Annotated in this window: 19 protein-coding genes; 14 read left to right on the forward strand and 5 right to left on the reverse strand. The window is 37.6% G+C overall.

Translation table 11 applies throughout. The annotated features are described in order from the left end of the window. Nucleotides 1-507: 507 nt before the first annotated feature. Together ACFILW_RS05540 and parA are read right to left on the reverse strand one after the other, a co-directional pair. Nucleotides 508-738 carry a plasmid partition protein ParG gene (locus tag ACFILW_RS05540; protein WP_375623750.1) on the reverse strand — a complete coding sequence of 77 codons (231 nt, stop codon included), beginning with the start codon at nucleotides 736-738 and terminating at the stop codon, nucleotides 508-510. Further along, a complete protein-coding gene (gene parA, locus ACFILW_RS05545; protein WP_375685311.1) occupies nucleotides 735-1364 on the reverse strand; it encodes a ParA family partition ATPase in 630 nt (209 codons plus the stop codon). The genes ACFILW_RS05540 and parA overlap by 4 nt, the downstream gene beginning before the upstream one ends. 969 nt (nucleotides 1365-2333) lie before the next feature. On the opposite strand from parA, the gene ACFILW_RS05550 reads away from it, so the two are divergent. Next, nucleotides 2334-2663 (forward strand): TIGR01244 family sulfur transferase, encoded by a 330-nt coding sequence (locus ACFILW_RS05550; protein ID WP_375610590.1) that lies wholly within the window; start codon nucleotides 2334-2336, stop codon nucleotides 2661-2663. A 2125-nt stretch (nucleotides 2664-4788) separates the two neighbouring features. On the opposite strand, the gene ACFILW_RS05555 is transcribed toward ACFILW_RS05550, so the two are convergent. From ACFILW_RS05555 to ACFILW_RS05565, 3 genes are all read right to left on the reverse strand, one after another. After that, complete coding sequence (locus tag ACFILW_RS05555; RefSeq protein WP_375623747.1) at nucleotides 4789-5790, reverse strand: bifunctional riboflavin kinase/FAD synthetase; 1002 nt, start codon at nucleotides 5788-5790, stop codon at nucleotides 4789-4791. Then, the gene (locus ACFILW_RS05560) at nucleotides 5790-6635 is read right to left on the reverse strand and encodes a TIGR01459 family HAD-type hydrolase (protein WP_375623745.1); all 846 of its coding nucleotides are present in this window, start codon (nucleotides 6633-6635) and stop codon (nucleotides 5790-5792) included. The genes ACFILW_RS05555 and ACFILW_RS05560 overlap by 1 nt, the downstream gene beginning before the upstream one ends. Before the next feature lie 1976 nt (nucleotides 6636-8611). After that, the gene (locus ACFILW_RS05565; protein ID WP_375623743.1) at nucleotides 8612-9337 is read right to left on the reverse strand and encodes a hypothetical protein; all 726 of its coding nucleotides are present in this window, start codon (nucleotides 9335-9337) and stop codon (nucleotides 8612-8614) included. A 398-nt stretch (nucleotides 9338-9735) separates the two neighbouring features. On the opposite strand from ACFILW_RS05565, the gene ACFILW_RS05570 reads away from it, so the two are divergent. The 13 genes from ACFILW_RS05570 to traG all read left to right on the forward strand — a co-directional run bounded on the left by ACFILW_RS05570 (nucleotide 9736) and on the right by traG (nucleotide 22451). Further along, complete coding sequence (locus ACFILW_RS05570) at nucleotides 9736-10062, forward strand: TrbC/VirB2 family protein (RefSeq protein ID WP_375623741.1); 327 nt, start codon at nucleotides 9736-9738, stop codon at nucleotides 10060-10062. After that, nucleotides 10063-10371: a type IV secretion system protein VirB3 gene (locus ACFILW_RS05575; protein WP_212112790.1), complete on the forward strand. Its 309-nt coding sequence runs from the start codon at nucleotides 10063-10065 to the stop codon at nucleotides 10369-10371. Nucleotides 10372-10393: 22 nt separating this feature from the next. Further along, nucleotides 10394-12748 carry a VirB4 family type IV secretion/conjugal transfer ATPase gene (locus ACFILW_RS05580; RefSeq protein ID WP_375623739.1) on the forward strand — a complete coding sequence of 785 codons (2355 nt, stop codon included), beginning with the start codon at nucleotides 10394-10396 and terminating at the stop codon, nucleotides 12746-12748. Continuing rightward, the gene (locus ACFILW_RS05585; protein WP_375685312.1) at nucleotides 12745-13230 is read left to right on the forward strand and encodes a type IV secretion system protein VirB5; all 486 of its coding nucleotides are present in this window, start codon (nucleotides 12745-12747) and stop codon (nucleotides 13228-13230) included. The genes ACFILW_RS05580 and ACFILW_RS05585 overlap by 4 nt, the downstream gene beginning before the upstream one ends. Beyond that, on the forward strand, nucleotides 13217-14203 hold the full coding sequence (locus tag ACFILW_RS05590; protein WP_375623756.1) for a type IV secretion system protein: 987 nt from the start codon (nucleotides 13217-13219) through the stop codon (nucleotides 14201-14203). The genes ACFILW_RS05585 and ACFILW_RS05590 overlap by 14 nt, the downstream gene beginning before the upstream one ends. 210 nt (nucleotides 14204-14413) lie before the next feature. Further along, nucleotides 14414-14716 (forward strand): type IV secretion system protein VirB7, encoded by a 303-nt coding sequence (locus ACFILW_RS05595; RefSeq protein ID WP_375623735.1) that lies wholly within the window; start codon nucleotides 14414-14416, stop codon nucleotides 14714-14716. Beyond that, nucleotides 14670-15374 (forward strand): virB8 family protein, encoded by a 705-nt coding sequence (locus ACFILW_RS05600; protein ID WP_375623733.1) that lies wholly within the window; start codon nucleotides 14670-14672, stop codon nucleotides 15372-15374. Before ACFILW_RS05595 ends, ACFILW_RS05600 begins: the two co-directional genes overlap by 47 nt. Beyond that, entirely contained in the window at nucleotides 15371-16237 is an 867-nt protein-coding gene (gene virB9 / locus ACFILW_RS05605) for a P-type conjugative transfer protein VirB9 (protein WP_375646340.1), read from the forward strand. The genes ACFILW_RS05600 and virB9 overlap by 4 nt, the downstream gene beginning before the upstream one ends. After that, the gene (gene virB10 / locus ACFILW_RS05610) at nucleotides 16230-17390 is read left to right on the forward strand and encodes a type IV secretion system protein VirB10 (protein ID WP_375685313.1); all 1161 of its coding nucleotides are present in this window, start codon (nucleotides 16230-16232) and stop codon (nucleotides 17388-17390) included. Before virB9 ends, virB10 begins: the two co-directional genes overlap by 8 nt. Then, entirely contained in the window at nucleotides 17387-18457 is a 1071-nt protein-coding gene (gene virB11, locus ACFILW_RS05615; protein WP_375685314.1) for a P-type DNA transfer ATPase VirB11, read from the forward strand. Before virB10 ends, virB11 begins: the two co-directional genes overlap by 4 nt. A 65-nt stretch (nucleotides 18458-18522) precedes the next feature. Next, nucleotides 18523-18738: an antitoxin VbhA family protein gene (locus ACFILW_RS05620; RefSeq protein ID WP_375623725.1), complete on the forward strand. Its 216-nt coding sequence runs from the start codon at nucleotides 18523-18525 to the stop codon at nucleotides 18736-18738. A gap of 10 nt (nucleotides 18739-18748) precedes the next feature. Beyond that, nucleotides 18749-20380: a BID domain-containing T4SS effector gene (locus tag ACFILW_RS05625; RefSeq protein ID WP_375685315.1), complete on the forward strand. Its 1632-nt coding sequence runs from the start codon at nucleotides 18749-18751 to the stop codon at nucleotides 20378-20380. Between the two features lie 154 nt (nucleotides 20381-20534). Further along, nucleotides 20535-22451 carry a Ti-type conjugative transfer system protein TraG gene (gene traG / locus ACFILW_RS05630; RefSeq protein ID WP_375623721.1) on the forward strand — a complete coding sequence of 639 codons (1917 nt, stop codon included), beginning with the start codon at nucleotides 20535-20537 and terminating at the stop codon, nucleotides 22449-22451. Nucleotides 22452-23050 lie beyond the last annotated feature (599 nt).

Raw genomic sequence — 23050 nt, forward strand, 5'->3', positions numbered from 1 at the left:
TTTATAATATGCTCAATGACTTCTTTTGTTTATTAGGAATAACTTATAGCGTGCCAATATCAGTAAATTTTACTTATTTTTATCCCCCCTTTATAAACATGAATATAATTTAATAAAACGGATTGCTGTGTAGCAGAAAAAAATAATCAACGCTACTCTTAATTACATTATTGACGCATGTATTAAGTACAATAAACAAAACCTGATGTTTAAAATCATTATCAAGATAGTTTTTATGGAAGAATAAACTTATCTATTCATCTAGAGATATAAGATCACAAATAGTATGATGATTATCACATTTATAGAGAAAAGTTTGAAGCGGAAAATTTTTCATAAGCTTATAACTCTTTCATGAGATGATATAGAACCTTGTGACAAACAACTTAAATGAAGCAACCATCGTGAAAAAGGAAGGGCGCTTTTATCATTATTAACTTCGTATAAAAACAACCAATATCATCTCTAGAAAAAGCATTCAAAGCAACGAAATTATCGTATCATTTTTTACACTTTTCCGTATTTTTGTGAAAGCAATTCGCGTACCTCATCAGCTATTTTAGTTCCACGACTTGCACAACTTACCTTAATTAACCGATGCAAATTTTCTGGTATATCAATTGTGAGGCGCTTCATACCTCCACTCATGCTCCCTTTGTGGCTTCCTATCCATGCATCCGCTGTTAAAGGAATTGATTTATTGGTTGGTTTTGTGCCAATTTTAATTTTTTTACTCATCGTGCTAACTCCTTGATTTCCGCTGCAACCGCTTCAATCTCTGCCGCTGCGGGTCCTTGCTTATCAACTTCATAAACGGCCTTCCCCTGTGCGGCAGCTTCTGCAAAAATCACGCGCTGCGCAACACTAGAAGAAAGAACATGCACAGGGTATATACCAAGAGCTTCGTTCACATCACGCCCTATCGCTGTATTGACGATTTTACGATTAATAACAAAAGCAGATTTGAGATTCTCTTTATAAACGCGTGCTTCATCAATCAGCTTTACAATTCCATCCGCTGCCCAAATATCATAGGGACTAGGCAAAACAGGGATAAGCACCAAATCCGAAGCCATAAGAGCACTACGAGCAAGATCCGTCACACGCGGAGGGCCATCGATAATAATATGATCATAACCATGACCAATCTGTGTAATCTCTTTGTGAACCGTTGCACGCGGTAAACCAATAACTGAAAACAAAGGAGCATCTTCACGTACAGCAGCCCAATCCAATGCGCTTCCCTGTGGGTCAACATCAATAAGCAATACCCGTGCACCAGTACGTGCAAAACTGGCGGCAAGATTAACACTCAACGTCGTTTTTCCGACACCTCCCTTTTGATTCAAAAGTCCAATGATCATCCATTACGCCTTTCAGTATTATCGTTTTTACGATTATACTGAAAATAACAAAAGAAGCAAGCATTCAACACATGAAAGACAACTACTTCTCCCATTTTTAGGATAAAAACGACACCACCCAATTTTATCTTTATAATATTTTTTTAACTTTTAGCATTGAGCAAAATATTATAAAAATAATATTCTTGAGAATAAGAAAAATTTAAACACGAGATATGCTCTTCTTCCCCACCCTAAAACAAAGATTTTTAAATCCATGTCGATCAGTAAACAATGCTCTGTAAATGATCCTGCTTCTTATCGCGCCTTCCACTTGGGCTTGTCCCCCTTCATGTGGTCCACTTGATACGCCTTTACAAACAGTCTCTACCCAGAATATACAACAAACTATAAGGAGAATTCATTGTTTTGCACGTTGAATGAGAGAGCCGAAATCAGTAAGATTCTCTCATTCCCTCCTCTTCTATGAATCACTTGCTTGCTCATCACAAGCAGAACGAGCATATGAGCAAAAAACACTGAAAAGAAAGGTCTAAAAATGCTTCTTATGCAAAATCTCCAGTACCAAGAACGATTACAATATTGGGGACTAGCAAAGTGTATGATAGTGTCGGCTTGTACCTTTTCTTGAACTAAAAATAGGAGTACATGATGAATTCTATACTCTTTGATGCTCGACAGGGTAAAATGGGCTTAAGAAAAGTAAGGATCCCTCTAGCAAGCGCGTAAACAAGCAATACAACGAATTATCCGCAGGAAAACAAGCTGTTACCTTTCATAAGATCGAATAACAAATATGTTGCAGAATGAGATATTTTGCATCTTACAACTCATTTTTCACCAATAGATCTTCTCGACAAAAAGAATATTTTTGTTAAGATGCCATTGAAAAACTTACCTTCATTATGTTCTTTCTATATACCAGACCAGAGGGTATCGTGAAGATCGTGCAATTGGGAATAAACAAAAATGAATTTACAACAAATTGAACCTGATATTTTTATCAGCGCCCAACTTAGCATAGAAAATATCAAAACATTGGCACAAGCTGGTTTTAAAACAATTATCTGTAACCGCCCCGATCATGAAGAGCTCCATCAACCTGACTTTTCTAGCATTAAAACGGTCGCAAATGAATATGGCATAAAAGCCTATCACATTCCCATTTCTCCTCCAACTATAGAAAAGTCAGCTGTTGAAGCCATGCAAACAATTTTAAAAACTGCCTCTCTGCCTCTTCTTGCCTATTGTCATCACGGATCACGCTCGCTGCATCTTTATCGTTTAGCGCGTCTTTAAACAGAGAGTTCGCACACTTCCTCCTCGCCTTAAAAGACGAAAATTCTTAAATACACATCGATTTGTAAAAAAATAATCAGTCAATAATCTTTGTCTTGCGCCTTTCCCTTGGCTTGCCACTTCATAAAACTCTACAAGCAAGCTTTGCTCCTCAATATACAACAAACATGCACACCCGAAGCCATAAAAATGCATGAAAATTCATATGATGATCAGAGAAAATTATTTTCACCTCACTTTTTATCACTGCTCCACCTTCTTTTTCTCTCCCTTTACCAGTACGAGCTTATTCGTACGCTACAGACACCTAAAACGACAGTAAAACCACTAAGGAAACCCTATATTCCGAATAAAAGGCATGCAAAGTATTTTATAAAAAAAGCCGTAAGCCATAATCTATGGTTAACTACAACATATTGATTTATAACAATTAATTATTTTTCACGTTGAATGATAAATCCTAATACCGTAAGATTCTCTCAAGCCTATTTATATTGAAGCAATCAAAAGCGTGTTTCTTGCATGTCACAAGCAGGAAGTATTCGTGTGAAATAAAACGAGTTAAGAACAAACTCTCATAAACGCTCTCAAATAGCCAAGACTGTACAACACTAAAGGCTTGTCAATATAACTGATGGTGTCGGATTGCTCTTTTATTAGGCATAAAGATGATAGCGCTCAACGAAGCTTGCACGATACCATTTATGAATGTCATCATGAAAATGAATATGGGAAGCGTTGAGAGATATTTCTTCAAAAGAAGCGCATAAATTAGTAAAACAAGGATATTCCAGTATTTTATTTTACCTGTAGGGCGTAATATCCTATTCAAAGAGCAACAAAAGCCTGCAGCTGTTATTTTCATGATTTAAGAGATATTGCTCTGGACCTTTTGAAAGTAGCAACGCCAAATTTAAAAAAGGCAGTCATCTGGACTGATTTTCCCCTTTATAACTTCATATTTTTTTCCAATAAGGCTGTAAACCGGTTTCAGAGATTACACAAATGGATAATGCAATAGGGGGTTCTCCTCATCTAGTATACAAAAGCTGTAACAGCAGAGAGAGCATTAAAGCGCCTTAATCTTTGTCTCAAACATATTTCTGCCATATTGCTGCGTTGGAGATCGCTAAAGAAAAAGTTTTATGAGAAAAATAATACGATAAAGTCACGAATAGACCGAACATAGATTGGAAAAATGTTCCAACTTTTATCCAATACTTCTATCAAAAAAACACACAACATTATTGGCTTTGCGTTTTCATATCCTTATAAGACTGCCTTCCCTTTGCATTATAGGCGTTATATTTGTCAAGGACAAAGGAAATATATGAATAGTTCTTAACTTGAGAATCTAAAAGATTGACATGTTACGACAACAAAATTATGCCTTTATCAATCCACAGCATTAGAAATTTTGAAACAAGTACACCTGCTTTCTCGCAATGATTTCTTTTTATCTGCGATCAATCGTAGTCTCCTTAATGTGAATTCCCCATCACAATATACAAGAGAAATGAGACTTAAAGCATTTTCAAGCAGCTTCATTCTCGTTTACATGATTGGTTAGCACGAAAACTGCTTCTAACCACTGATCTTCTTCACCAGATTCGCCAAACAAACCTTTTTTAAAAATATTCATGACATGATACAAAATATCACATGCGTAAAGTTACACGAACCAACTCTCATCATAAACGGTGATAAGGCATAAATGACATAATAAAACAAATGAGAAAAAAGAAACAATAAACTTTTAAAATAAAAAAGTCATCAATTAAATTTTATCAAACTATAAGCTTAAAATCGCAAGAAATTTTAAAAACAGCCTTTCTCCCTCTTCACGTCTATTATTGCTAAATAGGCTGGTTGCTTATTCTTTACTGCATCTTTTATGATGGGTTTTAACGGATCAGAAAGAAACATGCCGTAAACTTTGGGATGATAATAAAATCCCTCAAATGAACTTTGAAAAAAATGATGCTAAAATCAGATCTTCAGATATTCGATTCTCCCTCTCAACAACGGAAAAAACATATATTCCACGATGTTTTGGAATATATCTTTGTGATTATAATCACTTTAAGTGCTATTTTTACAGCTCTTCTCTCTTTTTCAGATAAGTTTAGGACATATTTTTAAAAGTAAGCAGCTTATCCAACTTTGATAATGGTTGTACTGTCTTTAAAATTTCTTTTGCTTTTTTTTCATCACGATGCATTTGTGCAATCAAAGGCTCAAGCCCATCAAATTTTTCTTGTCCTCGCAAAAACTGGAAAAAAGAAACGGTACAGCTTTCCCCATAAAGGTCATCGTTGAAATCAAACAGATAGGTTTCCAAAAGGGGCGCACCATCCTTAACAACCGTTGGACGACAACCAAAGCTTGCAACACCATCATACAAAACACCGTTCGCACGACGCAAACGTACCGCATAAACACCATGAGCCAAACGAACTTGTGGAGGCAATATTTGATTAGCGGTAGGAAATCCCAAAAGACGTCCAAGTTTTTCACCTTGAATAATATTGGAGCGTACCCGATAGTGATACCCTAACAAATGGGCTGCTTTTTCCACTTTTCCTTGTGAGAGAAGCTGCCGAACAAAACTAGAAGAAATGATCAAAGATTGTGAATCTTGAAAACGAGAAACGCAAGGAACGAGCACAACCTCAAACCCATATTGTTCTCCTCTTTGGCAAAGAAGCTGTGAATTTCCACTTTTCTGATGTCCAAATTGAAAATTTTCCCCTGTCACCACAACTGAAACATCAAAGGCCTGTTTTAAAATAGATTCGATAAATTCGTCCGCTGAAAGAGCAGCAAACTGTGCATCAAAGGGCTGTTCAATCACGCCGTCAAAGCCAAGGGTTTTAAAAATTTCAGCTTTTTCAGCTGCTTCTGTCAAACGATAGACAGGAGCTGAATGTTGAAAAAAACTTCTTGGATGTGGTTCAAAGGTTAAAACAACGGCTGGTTTCTTTTTTATCCGCGCGAAATCAAGCGCTTTTTGCAACACCACCTGATGCCCGCAATGAACACCATCAAAATTTCCAAGTGCCAACACTGCTCCCCGCCAAGCCGAGGGAAACATATGAATCCCCTGAAGACGCAAAAAATTAGTCATTACTGAAGTGCCCACATGATTGCTTGTGGTTTATAACCATGATGTTCAAGAAAAGAATGCAAAGCTTGCTTATCAACCACACCATTTTGCGTATAATCATAATGATGAATCCCCCCCATAATATAAAGGGCATCAAGACCAAAATGAGCCGCCCCCTTAATATCCGTTAAAAGACCATCACCAATAGCTAAAACTCGACTTTTTTCTACTGTTCCCCGTATTCTTTGAAGTTTTTCAAAAGCACATTCATAAATAGGTGCGTGAGGTTTTCCAGCAATGCGTACCTCCCCCCCTAATTGTTGATAAAGACGCGCCAATGCACCAGCGCACCAAAATTCCTTATTTCCATAATGGACAATCACATCTGGGTTCGCACAAATAAAAGGTAAATTCCGCGACCGCATGCGACGAAACATCTCCTCATAAGCAGAGGGTTCTTCATCAAAATCTTCAAGAAAACCGCTACAGACGACAACAGAAGCCTCCCATTCTTCAACAAATTCACACTCTAACCCTTCAAACAGCCTTAAATCATGCTGTGGACCAATGAAAAAAACTTTACGCGGAGCAGTCTGAATGAGATCGCGCGTTACATCCCCAGAAGTGATAATGGCATCATAATAGTCGCTATGAACATTCATGCTTTGTAATTGAGCAGCAACATCTTCCCGTAGCCGAGGGGAATTGGTTAATAAAATGACAGTTTTTCCCATTTGTCGGATTTTATACAACGCCTTCAACGCTGGTTCAAATGCATGTACACCGTTATGCACAACACCCCACACATCACAAAAAACAGCATCATAATGCGCTATAATAGTCTCAATATGGGTAACTTCATTCATGGTGCACCTATCTCTATTTGTCATTTATCAAGCTGTCTTTTACTTCAAAATTACTTATCGGAAGATAATAGTTCTGTCATCTGCTTTCTCAAACCATATTCCAACTTTTTATCGTCTATAGAGATCATAAAAAATCATAAAATAAATTTATCGTTAAGTCATGCAAAATTCTAAAACGCTTTATATCAAAAGCTTATCATTCCCAAATGCTCATTTTTCTCATAAAAATTTTAATTCTAACAACAACGGCATTGATAGAGTTTTTTATCTAAAGTACTCAAATTCTTAACAACGAACAAAAAACGCCTTAAAAAACGCTTCCTTAAGTATATAATAATTTGATTTATAATAATAATTTATTATTCATGCATCATGAAAAAGCCCAATATATTTTCTCATTTCAAATCTGTTTATATTGAATCAATCAAAACTATTCGCTTGCACATTATAAGTGGGGAGCGTACAAATAAAAACACTTGAAAATCAAGGAATAAAAAACTCTTATGCTCCCTTTCAAAGACAAAAACTGTCGTAATATTTTGAACTGGCAGAGAGTATGTGCCATTCGAGCATCTTTTTTTCAGTAAAGATAGGAATATAGCTTTTATCCCATTTACGAACACCGCCATGAAATAGGCTTGGAGCCTTGAGAAATGTTTCTATGAGACAACGCTATCCAGTTCTCTCATGATCATAATCCTCAATCTAACAAAGATGAAACAAACAATATCATTGAAATACAATTTTAGTTGATCATCTAGAATAAAAAATGATAGCAATTGCTTCTATAAAAATGAAAGAAGTCATAATTTGAAACGTACTTTATTGTTGAGAATATGTATTTATTAAAATGCATGACCACGGTCTGTAGAATCAAGCTTTGGCGAAAAAAACATTTCAGTATCTGCTTTTAAGCCATTGACAGTTTTTAGATTCCTTAACAGCTTGTTCTGAAAGAAAGCACTTCTTTCCTTACTCTTCTCTTAATTTTACATCTTTTTTAAAATCTTCTACGCTATAGTTTTTTACACCCCACGACGCATAATAGAGCCATGCATCATAAAATATTTTTTTCATTTTACCCCTCTTTAATACCTTATCTGTTAACATCATCCTCCAAATGGGTGTTGAATTTTCATATCGTATAAGAATACAGCCTTACCATCACTTGCTTGCTTTCAAAGTGAACACTCTGAGTAAAATAACGTAAAGAAGAGCTAACAATAGCCATCGTATGAGTTTGTCATAAAATACAATGAGAAGGAAAAAGCCCAAACTGTATACAAATGATGAAATCAGAAGGCGACGAATGCTTTTGTCCAACTAATTTCAAATAGTGACATTGCAATAGGCATCGCCCCTAGCCCTATAGAAAGTCTATGAGCATGATAATACTTAAGTGTCACGATCATTGCACCACAAAGCCATTACAAAAAAGTATGAGCTCTTTCTACCTATTTGTATGTTGATTATTGTTCCCCATCGAAGGCCTAAATAGAAACGTTTTGTGATATATAGAAAACAATCAGCAATGCAAATCATTTTTACGAAGATTTCTTCGTGTAGAGTCTATTTGAAATACATTCATCATTTGGAAGTCTGAACTTAAAAGCAGATAATTATGAAAGCTTTTCAAGGAACGCACCAGATTGATCACTTTTAAAGAAGTAAAAAACGGGATCCAATCCTAAAAACAAAATTCTGATGAAAAAACTTTTTCTATGAATTCTTTTAAGACATTGTGAAAGATTTTATCCGTTATATCAAACGTTACACCATTTGGAGGTCTGTTTATTTTTTACTTTTATCAACACCGCTTTAGAAATCCGTTTCTTGAGCGTTTTTTATCGTCTCACTTTCTCCTTCAAAAACGAAAATAATCTCACCGTTTATTCAAATTTGCTTTACGATTTGGTACAATTTTATTGATAAAGTTTTCTCTATAAAATTTAAGTAAATATGTTCGTTAAAACCAATCATGGACTAGCAAAGGGGTTGTAGGACCCATTATCTCGCCGCCATTTTAAAGGTTCAGTAAAATCACTTGACCAAAGACCAATCTTGTTGCCACGTGCTTTTTCTTCCGCATGATGATACTGGGCTGGAATAGGATTTTTCCCCTCTTTTGAGAGGACCAACATACCTTCTTTAAGACCTTCCTCAGCTAAATCAACCCCTTGAACAAAACATTGCGCATAATAAACACCATTGTGCATCAAAGCCTGTTTACAGGATAAATCCTGCCCAAGTGTTTTGGTGACAAGCCAAGCCGTTGTAACCGCACCACAGGGCCATTCTTGATCATTTAATCTTGCTTTTTGACGGGGTGCACATGTATCCACACCATAAAGATGAATATCACGGGAGATATGTGAGCGCCAAGATTGTGCAGCAGGTGTCAGTAATTTAAATGTAACCCCACTTGTAACAGAAGCCTTACCATGAAAAACAACAGCATTATGTGCAACATCGTTTAATGGAACACTCTTCTGCAAATCGAAAGCTGGTTCATTTTTTTCTAATTGCTGTTTGGTGATAGATCTACCCAACTTTTTTTCTTCTCGGTAAAGATCGACAATATCTTGGATATCTTGCGTCTCAAATGTTTTAAGAATGCTGAAATCTATTTTATCTTTATATTGGCTTAATCCCCACACTATGGAACCCATAATGTAAATAATAACAATTAATTTAAACAGCATTTCTTAACACGCTCGCTCAAAAAATTCATTGTTTTTCTATCCTTTCACATTATTTATCAGCAATCCCCTTGTTTTTAAAGAAAAAATTCAAATATCTGTGTTGCATATTAACTACACTTTGTAAAGAATAATATTCTTTCTTGCATTGTTTCAATATTGTTGTCTTTACCAAGATATACAACTTAAAATTGCCATTTTCATGTAACACAATCCCAATTTGAAAAGACTTCTGTCTCTTTACGAAGAAGAGCTTGAGAGTGAACAGATCCACTATCAAGGCTTTTAAGACAAACAAACGAGGAGAATTAAACTGTTATCAAATGACAACACTCTCCAGTTTCTTAGAGGCAATGGAATGTCGACATATGAACAAATATTATTTGTTAAAGAGAGGTAAAATGACAGATAATAGATTCCAAAACATCATTTTTATCGTGACCATGCTGCTTTTTACAGCAGTGCTTGTATCAGATCCTTCTTATGCTGCTTCTGCTCCTACTGCTAGTGGAGGTGGTCTGGGAAATCTTGATGGTGTTTTAGGCAACATTGTCACAATGATGACGGGACCAACGGCAAGGCTCATTGCAATTATATGTGTTGCTGCTGTGGGGATTGGCTGGATGTACGGCTTTATTGATTTACGCAAAGCAGCTTACTGTGTTCTTGGTATTGCTATTGTTTTTGGTGCTCCTGCTCTCGTCACTAAATTAGCGGGCACAGCATAAATGAACGAAGATACTCTTTTCCTTGCCTGTACGCGCCCGGCCATGTTTGCTGGTGTTACAATGGAAGCGATGGCGCTCAATGTCATGGCGACATCTATTCTTTTCATTTTGACCAGTGATTTTACCATGTTTGGTCTTGGGATTGGGATGCACTTTATTTTGCGAGAAGTGACAAAGTACGATCACAACCAATTTCGCGTATTATTTGCATGGCTCAATACCCGAGGAAAACAAAAAAACCTCAATCGATGGGGAGGAGGTTCGACCTCCCCTTTACGCCTTATCCGCACTTATAAGGAACTAAGCTGAAGGAACGAAACGGGTGAAACAGATGTCCATAATGAAACGGGAAACTTTGCCTGAAGAATATATTCCCTATATACGCTACATCAACCAACATGTCGTTGCTTTAAATTCACGCTGTTTAATGGTTGTGATGGCTGTTGAGGGTATAAATTTCGACACTGCGGATATTGATCAATTAAATTCTTTACACAACCAATTAAACACCCTTTTAAAAAATATCGCAGACGAGCGGCTTGCTTTATATTCTCACATCATCCGCCGCCGTGAAACGATATACCCAGAAGGTCATTTTCTTTCATCTTTTGCAACAACATTAGATGAAAAATATAAAAAGAAAATGGTTTCACAAGAACTGTATAGAAATGATCTATTTATTTCACTGCTTTGGAATCCGGCCGCGGATAAAACAGAAAAGCTGGTTTCATTTTTTCAGCGCTTGAGCAAAGCGAAGAAAACACAAACTGAACCCGATGAGGAAGCTATTCGTAAACTCGAAGAGTTAAGTCAAGATCTTATGCAAGGTTTGGAAGAGTATGAAGTCCGTCTGCTATCCATCTATGAACATGAAGGACTTTTATTTTCCGAACAAAGTGAATTTCTCCACCAGCTAGTGGGAGGAAGACGTGAGCGTATTCCTCTCACATTTGGAACTATAGCTTCAACAATTTACTCGGATCGTGTTATTTTTGGGAAAGAAATTATCGAAATTCGCCATGAAAGCAATGAACGCTTTGTGGGCATGTTTGGATGGAAAGAGTATCCTTCTAAAACACGCCCAGGCATGACTGATGGTCTGCTTACGGTGCCATTTGAATTTATTTTAACACAATCCTTTGTCTTTAAAAGTAAGGCAGCCGCCAGTGCGATTATGAGCCGCAAACAAAATCAAATGATCAATGCGGCTGACCGTGCGAGCTCACAAATCGATGCATTGGATGAAGCGTTAGATGATTTAGAATCAAACCGTTTTGTTTTGGGAGAACACCACATTTCTTTAGCTGTTTTTGCTGATCATCCCAAAATATTGACTGAAAACTTATCAAAAGCTCGGTCCCATTTAACCAATGGGGGAGCGGTGATTGCCAGAGAAGACTTAGGATTAGAAGCAGCATGGTGGGCACAGCTTCCTGGAAACTTTAGCTATCGTGCGCGTTCAGGCGCCATTACCAGCAGAAATTTTGCCGCTTTATCGCCCTTCCATTCTTTCCCTGTTGGCAAACTGAACGATAATGTTTGGGGAGCTGCTGTCGCATTGCTAAAAACACAGGCTGGTTCACCTTACTATTTTAATTTTCATTATGGCGATCTTGGCAACACATTTGTTTGTGGTCCATCAGGATCTGGTAAAACAGTGATTGTTAATTTTCTTCTTGCACAATTACAAAAACACAATCCAACTATGGTTTTTTTTGATAAAGATCAAGGAGCAGAGATTTTTGTACGGGCTGGAGGAGGAAAATACAAACCTTTAAAAAATGGGCAGCCCACGGGGATTGCTCCCTTAAAGGGCATGGAATACACCGAAAAAAATAAAATCTTTCTTCGTAATTGGATCTTAAAGCTGGTAAGCGCTGAAGGGCAAATCGTAACAGAAGAAGAGCGACAAGATATCGCCAAAGCTATTGATTCCTTGGAAAACTTACCCCCAACCCAGCGCTCTCTTGGTGCCCTTCAACTGTTTTTTGACAACACATCCAAAGAAGGGATTGCCATACGGCTGCAACGCTGGATTAGAGGCAATGATTTAGGATGGGTTTTTGATAATGAGCAAGATGATCTCAATTTAAATGCGCAGTTCATTGGCTATGACATGACCGATTTCTTAGATAATGAAGAAATTCGGCGCCCCTTAATGATGTATCTCTTTCACCGCATTCTTGATTTGATTGATGGGCGGCGTATCATTATCGTCGTTGATGAATTCTGGAAAGCTTTAGAAGATGATTCATTCAAAGCTTTTGCGCAAGATCGGTTAAAAACAATCCGTAAACAAAATGGCATGATGCTCTTTGCAACACAAAGCCCTAAAGATGCTTTGAACTCAACAATCGCACACACAATTATTGAGCAATGCCCCACCCAAATATTTTTTCCAAATCAAAAAGCAAATTACAATGATTATGTCGAAGCTTTCAAACTTACTGAGCGTGAATTTGAACTAATACAGTCAGAGTTAAGCAGAGAATCCCGTCGTTTTCTCATCAAACAAGGGCAAAATTCCGTCGTTGCAGAACTTAACTTACGTGGAATGAATGATGAGATCGCCGTTTTAAGTGGCACCACAAAAAACATTGAACTCATGAATGAAATTATCAACGAATATGGAGCTGACCCTGAAAAATGGCTGCCCATATTTTATCAAAGGAGAAAAAATCAATGAAAAAATATGGCTTAGTTACACTGTTATCTTTTTCTTTTATTTCTCATGCAATAGCGCAAACAGCACCCGATGTAGATGAATATTATAAACAAGCACTCGAAAACACACAAAAATTAGATGCTGCAAAATCAGAAACAGCTGAAAGCATTTATAAAAATGCAACTGAAACTGCAAAAAAAATTAAAGACATAAGTCAAAAATTTGAAAATATTCAATCAAAAAAAGACACTAAACCTGAAGAATTGCAAGCCCTTCGACAAGAGATTCAAGTACAGCTTTCTCTTCTTCAAGCAGGTCTTCAAGTAAGTTCTTTAAAACTTCAGTCTCTTGATATGATTCAAGCAAGAGATACGAAGACAAAAGATGAATTACGTGAAGAAAAGGAACAACAAAAGCATAAATATCTTGAGGCACAATTAAAAGAAAAAGAAAAACAATTAAAAGAAAAACTTGAAAGTACTCGTACAGATGTCAGACTTTAGTTTTTCTCCCTTTGAAAGCGTTTCTGGGTATATTTTAAAACCCCTTGATAATGTGATGGACACGACGGTGAGTGGGCTGTCTTCTGCTATTTCAGCGCCCTTAAATCTCGCCGCAATCATTTTTATCTTTCTTTATGGTTATAATGTTATGACAGGTCGCGTTGCGCTTTCCATGCATAGTCTTCTCAATAATGTTGTTAAAATTGTTGTTGTTACAACAATGGCAACGAATGCGGATACATTTAATACTTATGTTAAGGATATTTTCTTCAATGATTTATCCAATGCTATTGGGAATGCGCTTAACAGCAATCCTGCAAGCTCCAATGTTTTTGATTATATTTTGTTAAAGGCAAGTTCGCGCTATCAAGAAGTCTTATACAATGCTTGGTTTTTTGAAAAGATCGTTGTGGGTCTTCTTGGTTCTATTATGCTTCTTGCCGTTATTCTTTTTTGTATAGGTGGTTTTATTGTGCAAATGTTTGCACAAGTTGCACTGGTCATGATTATAGGTCTTGGGCCTCTCTTCATTAGTTTGTATTTGTTCAATGCAACGCGAAAATACACCGAGGCATGGATTACAACTTTGATCAATTTTACCATTTTACAAGTTCTCGTAATCATGCTTGGAACCATTATATGCCAAGTTATCCTGCAGGTTCTCAAAGTTTCATATGAATCAATTTATGTTCTTTTTCCCCCTGTCATCGTCATTTCGATCATAGGAGTTATTATCTTCCGTGCACTTCCTGGTATTGCAACAGCGCTGGCCTCTGGCGGACCATACTTTAACGCTGGTGTCTCTTCAGGAGGACAGATTTTCACAATGCTTTCCAATGGTGCAAGAACAAGTGGTAATGCAGTAAAAAGTGCTGCTTTCCAATTCTCAGGTATTGCCGGTAACGCTGTTAAAAATGCGGCAAGCGCGGCAGCAAAAGCAGGAAGATCCGGAGGCGGTCGTGGTCGATTTTAAGATAAAGCACTTCTTTAAAAGAATAAGTATTTTTGTTTTTGCCTTGTGTGCGCCCTTTGGCGCATACGCCATGATGCTGTTCCATAAAAGATTTAACATCTTGGGTTTTACAACAAAACCAATCAAAGTCTTGCATCACATAAACTTGTAAAAATGTTCAGAATAAAAGCTCTCATGCATTGTATTCCAAGATATTTGTGAGTTCAAAAAATGAAACGAAAAATAACTTTTGTTATGGTCCTAACAATCGCTCTTACTGGTTGTGCCTCTTTGAGTGGCCCTAAAAAACCACCACGCTGTAATGGCAAACATACACGTGCTTTAAATAAAGATAAGTGGAATTGGGACAATAAAAACATTGTTCAGCCAGAAAAGAGTGTAAAGCCTATTACCACTCCCATCATTCTCAATACTTTGGAAAGTGAAAAGGTAACAGCCAATTCAGCTTCATTAAATCCGGTTATTCATGAAGCACGATCTGATAAAACTGTGGAGGTTATTCGTGAAAAGTGATGCCCTTGAAGAATATATAAAAGAAGCGCGCTCATTTGACATTGATCGCATGCATAGCATGCGCGTGCGGATGAAAATTTCCATGGCTTTAACAGTGCTTTTGGGATTGATGACGATTGCGCTGGCTTTAGCTGTCGCAGCTTTGACGCCTTTGAAAACGGTAGAGCCTTTTGTTATCCGCGTTGATAACTCAACAGGCATTATTGATACTGTAAGCGCCCTAAAAGAATCCCCTAACGACTATGATGAAGCGATAACGCGTTATTTTGCCAGCCAATATGTTCGTGCTCGTGAAGGTTTTCAAACATCAGAAGCAGAAAACAATTTTCGCTTAGTCTCTCTTTTATCTTCTCCAAAAGAACAAAACCGTTTTGCAAAATGGTACGCGGGCAATAATCCAGAAAGTCCGCAAAATATTTATCATAACACGATTGCTACGGTCACAATCAAATCAATCTCTTTTATCAGCAAAGATCTTATCCAAGTTCGTTACTATAAAACGGTCAGAGATTTGAATGAAAAGGAAAATATTTCCCATTGGATTTCAATCTTAAATTTTTCCTATGTGAACGCACACATTTCAACGTCTGATCGTCTTATCAACCCTCTTGGTTTTCAAGTATCGGAATATAGATCTGATCCAGAGGTAACAAAATGATCAGACTTTTACAAACAATCTCTTTAATTTTTACGATCACTTTCAGTTTTCATACAGTTCTCTCACTTGCAGAAACAGCGCCTGTCAGTGCACGTAAAGATAACCGCATCAGATTTGTCAATTATGACCCCTACAACGTCGTACAAATCATTGGCTCCATTCGCTCTTCGGTCCAACTAGAATTTGCCGTTGATGAAGAAGTAACCTATGTAGGCATTGGAAATTCGGTTGCTTGGCAAGTTGCACCGGCTGGACACTTTGTTTTTCTCAAACCGCGGGAAGTTCAACCTGTAACCAATTTACAAATTGTTACAAGTCGCCAAGATGGAACACAACGCTCTTATCAGTTCGAACTACAAGTGCGTGAAGGCGATGTTTCAGCCGGCAATGAGACGTATTTCTTGGTAAAGTTTCGTTATCCAGAAGATGAAGCCTTGCGTAAGAAATTAGCCGAAGCAGAAAAAGAAAAACAACGTGAAGAAAACTTTGTCAATGATATTTTAAATATCCATGAAGATTTTGGACCACGCAATTGGGCTTATGAAGCTCAAGGCTCATCTCTTATTGAACCCGCTTCTGTTTATGATAATGGGAAAACAACAACCTTTACCTTTTTAGGCAACATTGAAATCCCTGCCATTTACATTGTATCGCCTGATGGGCAAGAAGCGCTTATTCCCAAATCGATTAAAGGCAACAAGGTTATTGTTCATGCAACAGCAGCACAATTCACGCTACGACGTGGGAATGAAGTATTGTGCATCTTTAATAAAAGGTTCGTACCAGAAGGAATTAACCCTGAAACAGGTACGACATCACCATCTGTACAACGTAAAGTGAACCTAGGAAGCAGCCATGAATAACACCGTGGATGAAAAAAGCATTAATGATCGTGATACAATAAAAAATGCTCAAGGGAAAAGTCAACAGAACAATGTGGGGAAAGCTATTGCTCTTATTATTCTTTTCAGTGTTTGTCTTTATTTAGCCTATTCAACACTTGTTACAGACAAAAAACAACCCATTGAATCTTCAAAAGAAGGAAAAGTTATAAAACAAACAGAGCTTTTTCGCCCTGCAAAGCCTACCCCTCCCTCCCTTGAACAGCCTCAACGAAATAACGCTCTATTACCAAAAGTCGAGCTACCAACACCAAACATCAATCAATTAAATTCTGATAACTCACTGCTGGAAGCAGCACAACGTGCTCCTGTATTAGCTTATGCAAATACCCAACAAGGCAAAATAGATTCACAAACAAATAACGGTGCTTTGCCTCACCAACTTGAAAGCAAGCCTGATGAAACAATACAACGTTTTAATCATCTTCTCAAACCTACAGTGCTTGAAGGTATTCGTGCTTCAACCCTTGGCAATCGAAACTACATCATCGCGATGGGCACTTCTATCCCTTGTATTTTAGAAACAGCCATCAACAGTGATCAACAAGGTTTTGCCAGTTGTATCGTCTCCAGAGATATCTTATCAGACAATGGTCGTGTTGTGCTTCTTGACAAAGGCACCCAAATTGTTGGTGAATATCGCTCCGGATTGAAAAAAGGCCAAACACGTCTCTTTGTGCTATGGAATAGAGCAAAAACCCCCAATGGTATCATTATATCGTTAGCTTCACCTGCAACGGATGCTTTAGGACGTTCTGGTATGGATGGAGATATTGATAACCATTGGCTCGAGAGGATTGGATCTGCGCTTCTTGTCTCTCTGATAAAAGATGCAACACACTATGCCAATAAACGTTTAGCAAAAAAACAAGAAAAAGAAGAAACTGAAACAATCTCTTCAGGACAAGACATTGCAAATATTCTCGTAGAAAATTACGCCAATATTTCTCCCACATTATCCAAAAACCAAGGGGAAATGGTGAATATCTTTGTTGCCCGCGATTTAGATTTTTCCAGCGTTTATAAATTGAAAGTCATCGAAAACAAAAAACAGATTATCAATCGAGCTGTTTCAAGAAACTTTTACAAAAATTCGGCGGTAACTTTAGAATGAACTCAAACTTACATACCATGTGCGATGAAACCGTTGCGATTGTTCTCACAAAACTTGAACCCATCAATGCTTTTTTGAAAGATGATCGTCTTTTTGAAATTGTTATCAATCGTCCCTATCAAGTCATGACTGAAGGATTTGATGGATGGAAAACAATAGAAGCACCGGCTCTCTCTTTTAATGAGCTTATGGGGATTGCGAAAGTTGTCGCATCCTATTCCAAGCAAAACATATCAGACAAAAACCCAATATTGTCTGCAACGCTACCAGGCAATGAGCGCATTCAAATTGTCATTCCGCCCGCTGTCGAAAAAGACACGATTAGTATGACAATTCGCAAACCATCATCGCGGAGTTTTTCTCTCGAAGAGCTCGCAAATAAGGGTCTCTTCTCGCTCTGTGAACGGGTATCTTTCACGCCCTTGCATGACTATCATTCTCGTTTTAACGAGCTCAAAATCATCGAGCATAACTTAGCTTTTGCCTACTGTAATAAAGACTTTGTCTCCTTTTTAAATCAAGCTGTAGCATGCCAGAAAAATATTTTAATTGCGGGAAAAACAGGTTCGGGGAAAACCACATTATCAAAAGCATTAATTGCCAAAATTCCTCAAGAAGAGCGTATTATCACCATTGAAGACACGCAAGAATTGGTGATACCACACCCTAACCATGTCTCAATGTTCTATTCAAAAGATGGACAAGGCTTAGCCTCCGTTGGCCCCAAAGAGTTGCTTGAATCATCTTTACGGATGCGTCCTGATCGTATTCTTTTGCAAGAGCTTCGAGATGGTACAGCCTTTTATTATATCCGCAATGTCAATTCAGGCCATCCAGGTTCCATTACGACGGTTCACGCATCAACAGCACTTGCAGCCTTTGAGCAGATGACCCTTTTGGTCAAAGAAAGTGAAGGCGGTGGTGATTTAGAGCGTGATGATATTCGAGGACTATTGATTTCAATGATTGATATCATCATCCAATGCAAACGGATTGAAGGAAAATTTAAGGTCACAGAAATTTATTACGATCCCTTCAAACAACGAAACATCTTTGGAGGTGAGTAAAAGAAAATCACACCGGCTACCCAAAGCTCTTTTAAAGCAACGCTTGCACATAAAAGGAAAAATGCATGAAAACCAACACAACGGAAAATAGAGAAAATCTTTTATCGATGACAGAGGAAGAATTAAAAAAACGCCGTGAAGCCGTTGAAGCAGCCATCAGCACCCATGCGATAGAGGGAATAGCGCTTCATCCTACAACACTCAAAATTTTAGAAGAATACGCAAAGGGAAATATTTCACTCGAGGAATTTAACACTCTTATGGACAACGTAAAATTATAAGGAAGCTACAATGCCAAAAGCAAAATTTAAAAAAACAGATGTGACATCCACAGTGCCTTCCCCTGAACATTATATGTATCCTAAAAGCAAAACATTAAAAAATAAATATGGAATAACAAACCTTGACGCTTTTACGGCAAGATGTGCGCACGATTCAGCAAAAGCGATGATTAATCTGCGTGAAGCCCCCTTACCAGAAAAGTTTGATAGCTCCTATCTATGCCTTATTCATCAACGTCTATTTGAAAATACCTTTGAATGGGCTGGACAAACCCGCAATGTTCCCTTTACATTTGAAGATGGTACCATTGCCGTCGCGCCAGTAATGAAAAAAATAACAAGTTTTGCAGTCGGTAGCGAATTACAAGAAGGTTTACAAAAATTAGATCAAACGCTTGCCGAAAAAAATAATTTGCAGGATTTATCATGCAAAGAATTTGCTCATGAAGCAGCCAAAATATTTGCCTCTCTCAACTATACTCACCCCTTTAGAGAAGGCAACGGACGTACACAACGGATCTTTTTTGAAAATCTTGCCAAAGCCGCAGGGCATCAGCTTGATTTTTCACTGGTTACAAAAGAACGCATGTTGGTTGCTAGTGTTGCAGCAATACAAAATGACAATCTAGAACCAATGCAACACCTGTTTGAGGATATCTCCAATCCCAATAAAATACTTCTTTTAAAGGAATTCATGAGCAGCATGAAAGAACTTGGGCGCAATGTGAATGATCGCCCTGTTATGGTCACAAAGGAAGGTGAAACCTACACGGGCACCTATAGAGGTGCTGGTCTTAACAGCTTTGCCTGCAATGTAAAAGGAGCTTACATTATCGGCAATAAAGAACATCTCACACCAGAACAACTCAAAACATTAAAACCCGGTGATAAATTTACCTTTACCGTTCCCAAAACAAAAGAGCTTGAAAGCATTCTCATTCCAGAAGAGAGATTAGCCCCTTTGACAAAAAATGAAACGGCCCAAATGGTTGCAGAAGATTCTTGTGTCCACGTAAGCCTAAAACAGGTCCGGAAACTGTCAAAAATTGTTTATGGTAGTACAAAAACATTAGACAAACAGATGGTAGAAATCATCAAAAATCCAAGCTTAGGCCAACAGCTCGCCAACAAGATTGAAAGGGCACCGCACTCTATTTCTCGTCTTGCAGGTTTCAGTTTATGTGGACTACAAAATCAGGCACGTGCAAACGCTAAAAATCATCTTGAGATGCTTTGTACTGCCGTTGCAAATTTCACGTATGCTGTAAAATATGCTGAAAAGGAAATTACGCAAGAACATGCAACAGAACAAAATCGTCGTGCACAAACGGTAGAAATGCCAAATCAAAGCTTGCAAGACCTCTTCGCCTTGCCAAAAGAATTACAACAAGAAGCTTTAGCAAAAAATCCTTTATGTCAAAAAGAGCTCAGCAACTTTGTAAAAAAGATCAACACCCGTCTCTCACCAAATGAACATCAAGCAGTTCAAAATAATGATTATGAAACATTGGCTCAAAGCATTGGTGTATCAGAAAATAAAGCCAAACAAATTACACAAATTATTAAGCAAACCAAAGAAGTACACCAGCAAGCACAAGTATGCATAACGCACCGTTCCAAAGCATTCGCTATGGCCTGCTAAGAATGGATAAAACCTTCCTCCTTGATGAGAAGGGCTCATAAACGGAAACTATTTGGTGTTATCTGCACCTTTGAAAAAGAGATGAGAGTTCATATCACACACCTGAAAAAGAGCATTTCGTAACATATTCTGACAGAATTGAAAGTAAAATACAATGAAATATACCAAAACACAAATGGTACTTATTTTAATACCGATCGCTTTAGGTGCTTTAACGATATTCCTTGTCCCTCATTTTTTATTGTTTATAACAAATGGACTAAAGAGCGATCAAATTTATTGGACTCTTCGTTCTGAGCCTTTATTAGTCTTAGCACTAATGGCTGTTGTTTTATTGTTGTATAGTCTCTCGCAAAAACTGCACCTGCGTAAAATGATCACTTTTGTCTCGGTTGTCTTTTTTGGAACAACCGCTCTTTATTATATTGGTGGTGAAATAAAACGTTTAAGTCCCTATGTTGGCCAACAAGGAATAACGTGGAGCTATGCTCTTCAATTCATGGACCCCATGGTTGTCTTTGGCATCATCATTGGTGTTTTTTTTTCCATCATTCAATTCGTAACAACCCTTCCCCCTAAAAGTAAGATCAAGCGTGCAAAAAAAGGTATTTTTGGTGAGGCCGCTTGGATGAATTTAAGAGATGCAGCAAAAATCTTTCCTGCCAATGGGCAAATTGTTGTGGGTGAAAGATACCGTGTTGATCAAGATAATGTATGCAAAATTCCCTTTGCACCTGGCAATAAAACAACATGGGGAAAGGGTGGAACAGCTCCTTTGCTAACCTTTAATCTTGATTTTGGTTCAACTCATATGATCTTTTTTGCTGGTTCTGGTGGCTATAAAACAACCAGTACAGTAGTTCCTACGTGTTTAACTTATCCAGGGTCTATTATTTGTCTTGATCCTTCAACAGAAGTTGCCCCAATGGTCAAATTTGCGCGTCAAAAGATGGGGAATAGAAATGTCATTGTTCTCGATCCCAATTCATTGTTAACAAAAAATTTTAATGTCATCGATTGGCTTTTAGACGACAGCGTACCACGCACACAACGTGAAGCGAATATTGTAAGCTTTTCCAAGTTGCTTCTTACAGATAAAAAATCAGACAATTCTTCAGCGGAATATTTCTCGACACAAGCCCATAATCTATTAACAGCTCTTCTTGCCCATGTTGTATTTTCTGATGAATATGAAGACAGCGAGCGCAATTTAAAAACATTGCGTGGTATTCTCTCTCAATCAGAAACAGCTGTTGTTAATCAATTACGCATGATTCAAGAAACAACACTTTCTCCTTTTATTCGTGAAATGGTTGGTATTTTTACAGAAATGGCAGAGCAAACCTTTTCAGGGGTTTATACCACCGCCTCAAAAGACACCCAATGGCTTTCTTTATCCAATTACGCAGATCTTGTCTGCGGAGATGATTTTCTTTCTTCAGATATTACCAATGGCAATACAGATGTTTTTCTCAATCTCCCCGCAAGCATTTTAAACAGTTATCCAGCTATTGGACGTGTGATTATTGGTGCCTTTCTCAATGCCATGATTACAGCAGACGGTAACTATAAAAAGCGTGTTTTATTTGTCTTAGATGAAGTTGATCTTTTAGGCTATATGAATATTTTAGAAGAAGCCCGCGACCGTGGACGTAAATACGGCACATCCTTGATGCTCTTCTATCAATCCTCAGGTCAGTTGGTCAACCACTTTGGAGAAGCAGGAGCACGTTCATGGTTTGAAAGTTGTTCCTTTGTCAGCTATGCTGCCATTAAAGATCTCCAAACTGCCAAAGACATTTCAGAACGCTGTGGTCAAATGACCGTTGAAGTAACCGGAACGAATAAATCAAGAGGTTTATCTTTAGGAAAGAGTTCTTACAACGTCAACTACCAACAAAGAGCTCTCATTTTACCCCACGAGATTATTCAAGAAATGCGTCAAGATGAACAAATTATTCTTATGCAAGGACAACCCCCTTTGCGATGTGGCCGCGCCATCTATTTCAGAAGAAAAGAAATGTTAGCTGCCGCTGCAAAAAACCGCTTTGCCCCACAAAAGAAAACCTAATTTCCTATTATGAGATCTTGACTATGAAAAGACCAACCACAAAAACAACATACATTTCTATTTTTAAAAAATCCGTTAACGAAAAGTTTTTGACCGCTTCCTCACACACATAAGGAAAACATGATAAAAAATCCGTGTTTTTTCCTTTTTGTATTTTGTGTATCGTTTTATCAGTACCCATTGTCTTTACAAGAAAACTGCCCCCTCCTCAAATCACCTATAACTAAACCAACATTTCCACTTGAGAACGTTCTACAAATACATTCCTACAAAGCTTTTTGTTTATAATTTATCCCCTACAAACAACCAAAAACATTTCACAACGCTAATCACCAATATCAAGACTTAAGAAAAAAACGGTTGATCTTTGAGACAACAACTCTCAAAATACCTACACTCAAGAACATCGCTTTTTTCCCAAAAAAAATTAAGATATACATCAAAATGAATAAATCATTCTTATACAAGCTTTCCCCCTTTACGATATCATAAAGTGTTCTATTTTAATGATAAAGCACTGAAAAAAGCTTTTTTTCCAACCAAAGAAAGAGTTTTCTCTCTTATGAAGCTTAAAGCAGCGCGATGTAATAAGAGCAACA

The sequence above is a fragment of the Bartonella sp. TT110JLCBS genome (assembly GCF_042193405.1).
Lineage (GTDB): Bacteria > Pseudomonadota > Alphaproteobacteria > Rhizobiales > Rhizobiaceae > Bartonella.

Coding starts and splice junctions, on each gene's coding strand:
- ACFILW_RS05540 (WP_375623750.1), bottom strand. CDS start 738: ATGAGTAAAAAAATTAAAATTGGCACAAAACCAACCAATAAATCAATT.
- parA (WP_375685311.1), bottom strand. CDS start 1,364: ATGATCATTGGACTTTTGAATCAAAAGGGAGGTGTCGGAAAAACGACG.
- ACFILW_RS05550 (WP_375610590.1), top strand. CDS start 2,334: ATGAATTTACAACAAATTGAACCTGATATTTTTATCAGCGCCCAACTT.
- ACFILW_RS05555 (WP_375623747.1), bottom strand. CDS start 5,790: ATGACTAATTTTTTGCGTCTTCAGGGGATTCATATGTTTCCCTCGGCT.
- ACFILW_RS05560 (WP_375623745.1), bottom strand. CDS start 6,635: ATGAATGAAGTTACCCATATTGAGACTATTATAGCGCATTATGATGCT.
- ACFILW_RS05565 (WP_375623743.1), bottom strand. CDS start 9,337: ATGCTGTTTAAATTAATTGTTATTATTTACATTATGGGTTCCATAGTG.
- ACFILW_RS05570 (WP_375623741.1), top strand. CDS start 9,736: ATGACAGATAATAGATTCCAAAACATCATTTTTATCGTGACCATGCTG.
- ACFILW_RS05575 (WP_212112790.1), top strand. CDS start 10,063: ATGAACGAAGATACTCTTTTCCTTGCCTGTACGCGCCCGGCCATGTTT.
- ACFILW_RS05580 (WP_375623739.1), top strand. CDS start 10,394: ATGTCCATAATGAAACGGGAAACTTTGCCTGAAGAATATATTCCCTAT.
- ACFILW_RS05585 (WP_375685312.1), top strand. CDS start 12,745: ATGAAAAAATATGGCTTAGTTACACTGTTATCTTTTTCTTTTATTTCT.
- ACFILW_RS05590 (WP_375623756.1), top strand. CDS start 13,217: ATGTCAGACTTTAGTTTTTCTCCCTTTGAAAGCGTTTCTGGGTATATT.
- ACFILW_RS05595 (WP_375623735.1), top strand. CDS start 14,414: ATGAAACGAAAAATAACTTTTGTTATGGTCCTAACAATCGCTCTTACT.
- ACFILW_RS05600 (WP_375623733.1), top strand. CDS start 14,670: ATGAAGCACGATCTGATAAAACTGTGGAGGTTATTCGTGAAAAGTGAT.
- virB9 (WP_375646340.1), top strand. CDS start 15,371: ATGATCAGACTTTTACAAACAATCTCTTTAATTTTTACGATCACTTTC.
- virB10 (WP_375685313.1), top strand. CDS start 16,230: ATGAATAACACCGTGGATGAAAAAAGCATTAATGATCGTGATACAATA.
- virB11 (WP_375685314.1), top strand. CDS start 17,387: ATGAACTCAAACTTACATACCATGTGCGATGAAACCGTTGCGATTGTT.
- ACFILW_RS05620 (WP_375623725.1), top strand. CDS start 18,523: ATGAAAACCAACACAACGGAAAATAGAGAAAATCTTTTATCGATGACA.
- ACFILW_RS05625 (WP_375685315.1), top strand. CDS start 18,749: ATGCCAAAAGCAAAATTTAAAAAAACAGATGTGACATCCACAGTGCCT.
- traG (WP_375623721.1), top strand. CDS start 20,535: ATGAAATATACCAAAACACAAATGGTACTTATTTTAATACCGATCGCT.